The sequence below is a fragment of the Polynucleobacter sp. 35-46-11 genome (genome assembly GCF_002281105.1).
On sequence record NZ_NCFJ01000187.1, the window covers coordinates 1 to 4,403 of the forward strand.

5 protein-coding genes and 1 pseudogene are annotated in these 4,403 nt (G+C 46.3%); all 6 read right to left on the minus strand.

Annotated features, from left to right (window positions below):
* Positions 1-93 precede the first annotated feature (93 nt).
* A complete protein-coding gene (locus tag B7Y67_RS11390; protein ID WP_293598744.1) occupies positions 94-1,404 on the minus strand; it encodes a Y-family DNA polymerase in 1,311 nt (436 codons plus the stop codon).
* On the minus strand, positions 1,401-1,898 hold the full coding sequence (locus B7Y67_RS11395; RefSeq protein ID WP_293598745.1) for a LexA family transcriptional regulator: 498 nt from the start codon (positions 1,896-1,898) through the stop codon (positions 1,401-1,403). Before B7Y67_RS11395 ends, B7Y67_RS11390 begins: the two co-directional genes overlap by 4 nt.
* 178 nt (positions 1,899-2,076) lie before the next feature.
* Entirely contained in the window at positions 2,077-2,295 is a 219-nt protein-coding gene (locus tag B7Y67_RS11400; protein WP_293598746.1) for a hypothetical protein, read from the minus strand.
* Positions 2,296-2,337: 42 nt separating this feature from the next.
* Positions 2,338-2,874, minus strand: coding sequence for a hypothetical protein (locus B7Y67_RS11405; protein WP_215301046.1), 537 nt, complete (start codon positions 2,872-2,874; stop codon positions 2,338-2,340).
* A gap of 129 nt (positions 2,875-3,003) precedes the next feature.
* Positions 3,004-4,347, minus strand: coding sequence for a 3'-5' exonuclease (locus tag B7Y67_RS11410; RefSeq protein ID WP_367227281.1), 1,344 nt, complete (start codon positions 4,345-4,347; stop codon positions 3,004-3,006).
* Positions 4,314-4,403 (minus strand): annotated as a pseudogene (locus tag B7Y67_RS11415) (LysR family transcriptional regulator); the annotation flags it as partial. The pseudogene B7Y67_RS11415 and the gene B7Y67_RS11410, both read right to left, overlap by 34 nt.

Genomic DNA, 4,403 nt, shown 5'->3' on the forward strand with positions numbered 1-4,403 from the left:
AGCTCATGAAATGAGCTAGTAAAATTCACTTCCTTATTTGTTGTTTTTCTTCATTTTTTTCATCGCTCTTTTGCTTATCATTTGTCTAGTTCTTTAACGCACTACCGGTAGCTCATCCCACTGCGTGGTGTAGTTCGGTGATCGGTTACTTGATCTCATTTGCCAGTCTTGCTTAGTTCCAGATGCAGCAGTTTTGATAGCGGCATTACCAAAGCGACTATTGATTGAATCCATAGCCTTCATGAGTCCAGCAGACTTGCCTTTCACTTCCATGTCATCAAATAGCGATTGCTGCATCGTAGGTTTATCAGCCAGGAGATTGAGGATCACCCCAGCCTTCTTATACTTAAAGCCAGCTTTGTAGATTTGTTTCAAACCTTTTAATGCAGCGCTAGTCAAGGTTAAGGTGTTGTCGCTAGGATCACTCAGAACAACGGTGATACTTTGATGGTGTTGTGGCTCAAATGGCTTATGTGGATTAGTTTGTACAAAGATGGTGAGCGCGCCCGTCACTGACTTCTGACTTCTCAGCTTCTCAGCACCTCTTGCGGCATGTGTAGCAACTGACTCAGCTAACTCTTCCATTGAAGTGACTGGCTTACCAAAACTTCTTGAAGAAATAATCTGTTGTTTAGCTGGCGCCACTTCCTCCAGTTGAAGGCAAGAGACTCCGCGCAACTCATAGCAAATGCGCTCGATCACAACACCAAACTGTTGACGCATAGCTTGCGGTGATATTTGCACTAAATCAAATACGCTGTTGATCTTGAGCTCTTTGAGTTTCTTGGCAGTCTTGCCACCAATACCCCACACCTCACCTACCGCTGTCTCGGCCATCCATTGATAGAGGACCTCTTTAGGCATGGAACTGATGTCACATACGCCAGCAAACTGGGGATTCTTTTTAGCAAAATGATTTGCCAACTTAGCAAGCGTCTTGCTAGCACCAATGCCGACACATACGGGCAGGCCAGTAGTATCTTTAACATCTTGCTTCATGATTTGGCCTAAGCTAGTCGGGTCAGCATATTGCTTGAGCACTGTCTCGATTTGCAGAAAGCTCTCGTCAATACTGTAGACCTCTAAATTGGGTGTGAACTTTCTTAATACTTCTACTACCCTGCCGCTCATATCACCATACAAGGTGTAGTTAGATGAATACGCTTGAATACCATGTTGCTTGGCTAAGTCTTTCATCTGAAACCAGGGCGTACCCATCTTTACACCGAGCGCCTTGACTTCAGCGCTACGCGCTACGGCGCAACCATCGTTATTCGAGAGAACGACCATTGGTACATCTTCCAGCTTGGGGGCAAATACACGCTCACAAGATACATAGAAGTTGTTCACGTCGACCAGCGCGAAGAGTTGATTGGTTTTGCCAGCTTGATGAATAGCGCTCATATAGATTTACCATTTCTGCTACTAGCGTGGCTGTATTTGCGTACTACCCCAACCACTACACCCCAGATTTGGAGTTCGCTGTTCTCGTTAAATGTAATGGGCTCGTAATTGGGGTTCTCTGGCTGGAGCTCGGTCTTGCCACGCAATTGATAGAGCCGCTTGATGGTGTACTCGTCATCAACCACGGCAACCACGATGTCTTTGTGTTTTGGCTTGAGGGCTTTATCAACCACTACCTTATCGCCGTCACAAATACCTGCACCCATCATCGAATCACCCTTAACGGTGAACATGAAAGTGGCTGGTTTGTTTTGGACTAAATAGTGGTTTAAATCGAGGCCTTCCTCAGCATAATCAGCCGCCGGACTCGGAAATCCCGCTGAAATACGGTGACTCAGGAGCTTGAACTCATAGGCGCCATTTGCCGCCAAGGCTTGTGGAGCCTGGGTTAGAGTGCTTTCTGAGGAGCTTTGTGGAAGTGCGATTAGTGCCATAGGTTCTAATATACTGTATATCCATACAGTATTTCAATACCCAGGCATTATTTTTCCAAAAACGTGGTTTTTACCCCTTTTAGGGGCATCAAGAATGCAAATTCATCCGCAGCCCAGGAAGGCTAAGCAAATAAAAACCACCCGAAGGTGGTTTTGATATTTCTTGATAAGCCAAGATCTATTTGCAATTTTTCTTATCCATTAGATCAGCCAATCTTGACATTCTTGCATCGGCTGCTGCAATAGCTTCGTTGGCATTACTGTAGGTGGCAATAATGCCAATAGGGAAGAAAATTGCGGCCGCGGTATTCGTGCCCGTCACACCTTTTACATCCTCAGCTTCTTTTTTAGCTTCCTCAGCTCGCTTAAATTCGTCCTTTAAAGACTCGCAAGACAAATCTCTGTCAGACAGTTTGGTTGTTTGAAGCCTGCAGCTTGACTACGACTCCTCGGTCTTTTCCATAAAGCGCTGCACATCTTCTTTTGAGGCCGGCAAATTACTTAACTCCGCGTAATAGGCTGCAGAACCCGGAATGCTCTGGATATTTTTAGGGGTGATTCGGCCTACTGGCACCAAGTAGCCCCTCCATAAAACGCGCATATGCATACCAAAAACGGTGGCTGGAACCTTCATCTCCACTGCCCGCTCGACTAGGTGTTGACACAAGGTGCTCGGCTCTTCAATGCGCAGATGGTAAAGATGAGGGATTTCTGACTCAGCGCGCTTTTCATATTGTTCTACATGGTAGTCATGGTAGGTGCGCTGCCCAAAATCAAAGATATAGTCTGCGATGGCACGCGAGAACCAATATGCACCAGAACTATCACTTCTATGCTCTAGAGCGTCATGCAATTTAGATTGATAGCGCTCTTTGTATTTTTGGGTTTTATAGCGATAAAAGGGGTGCTTTTGCATATAGCGCACCACTAGGCCGCCCAATACCAACAGTGATCCTATTACTAAACCTTCTGTCATTGCGCCAAACTCTTCTAAGTAATGGTATTAATTTTAGTAAATATTTTATCGAAGGAGTAAGTCTAATTGAAGACAGCAAGATGCATGGGTAAAACTAGCAAAATCCAAAGATCAAAAGGGCTGGACACCCTAAGATATCTCGGCGATCTCACCCCAAGCAGAGATTAAGTAGGCCTTAGCCGGCTTATCCGGCCGAATTCTGCCTAACTCTTGTTTGTAGTTATTGAGTTGTGCGCTGTACTTGTTATATGCCTCACTACCCACCTCTGGGATTGTGAGCTTGTAATCGAGGATAGCTAAGTGATCATCAAACTCCACTAGGCGATCTAAGCGAAAGCTTTTGCCCTCTAGACTAACAACATCAATTTCATTCCAAGCCTGTACCCACTGATTTTCTGTGAGGTAAGGTTTCAGTTTGGGCGCATCCATCACTATCTGCACGCGCTCCATCAGTTTTTTGGCGTGCTCTTGATCAATGCTTAACCAATTCATGAGCTCTTGCTCGCTTGGCATTGGGCTGGTTATTTGACTACCTGAGTGCGCAGTTAAGAATTCCAGCAGTTTATGGAAATGGGTACCCTCTTCCAAAATTTCTGGGTCGGGTTGCTCTACCGATTGCGCTTGCTCTCTTGCCTTTTCAGTTATAGCTAGTGCACCGCTTTCAATATTGGCAATGGTTTCTTGATGGGCTTGTTTAGCCGCCTCCCATGACAATTGAAAATGATTTATTTGGAATGGTTCGCTACCGCTGGAATCAAGCCTCTCCTGACCTTGAAGCGGCAGCTCACCCAACTGGGTCACATCCACTGTCTCCATGCCTGCCGCAAGCGCTCTGCCATACCAAGATTTTTGGCTAATACCATCTTTAATATGAGATTGAACACCGCTAATCCATAAACCTTGCTGTGCACGAGTCATCGCTACATAGAGGACGTTCCAATTTTCATTCTCACTGACTTCATTCTCTTTTTCATAGATTGCCGCCCGCTTCTCCGTCAAAGATTTTGCGGTATACAAAGAAAGATGGCTTGGACTAGTCTCGTCTGGCGACCAATCGAGCAGTACGCCGCGATTAGGTGCCCTCCACTCCGTATGGTTAGCATCGAGCATGATGACAAATGGAGCCTCTAAGCCCTTGACCCCATGAATTGTCATTAAGCGCACGCGCTTGTGCTGATCTTCCTCGGACATCTCGCTGTCGAGATCTACTTCACCAATGTCGTCATCAAGCTCAGCCTCTACATCACCCTCATCCGGAGTCTCGTCATCATCGCCTCGGCGCATCGCATTAATCTCTTCGATAAAGCGACTCAAGCTTGGATAGCGACCACCGTCTTGATTTAAGGCCAGCTCTAAGAATGCATCTAAATTAGCCAGCACCTGTGCACGCGCGAGATTTTGAGAGGCCACTGCATAACTGACTCGTAAATTACTCTCTGAGCCTTCTTTAACCAATCCGCAAACGCCGCACACTCCCAGCGGTCCATCGCCCCCGTGCGCCAACACAGGTAATGCCCATGCGGGCTAGG

Coding starts and splice junctions, on each gene's coding strand:
- B7Y67_RS11390 (WP_293598744.1), bottom strand. CDS start 1,404: ATGAGCGCTATTCATCAAGCTGGCAAAACCAATCAACTCTTCGCGCTG.
- B7Y67_RS11395 (WP_293598745.1), bottom strand. CDS start 1,898: ATGGCACTAATCGCACTTCCACAAAGCTCCTCAGAAAGCACTCTAACC.
- B7Y67_RS11405 (WP_215301046.1), bottom strand. CDS start 2,874: ATGACAGAAGGTTTAGTAATAGGATCACTGTTGGTATTGGGCGGCCTA.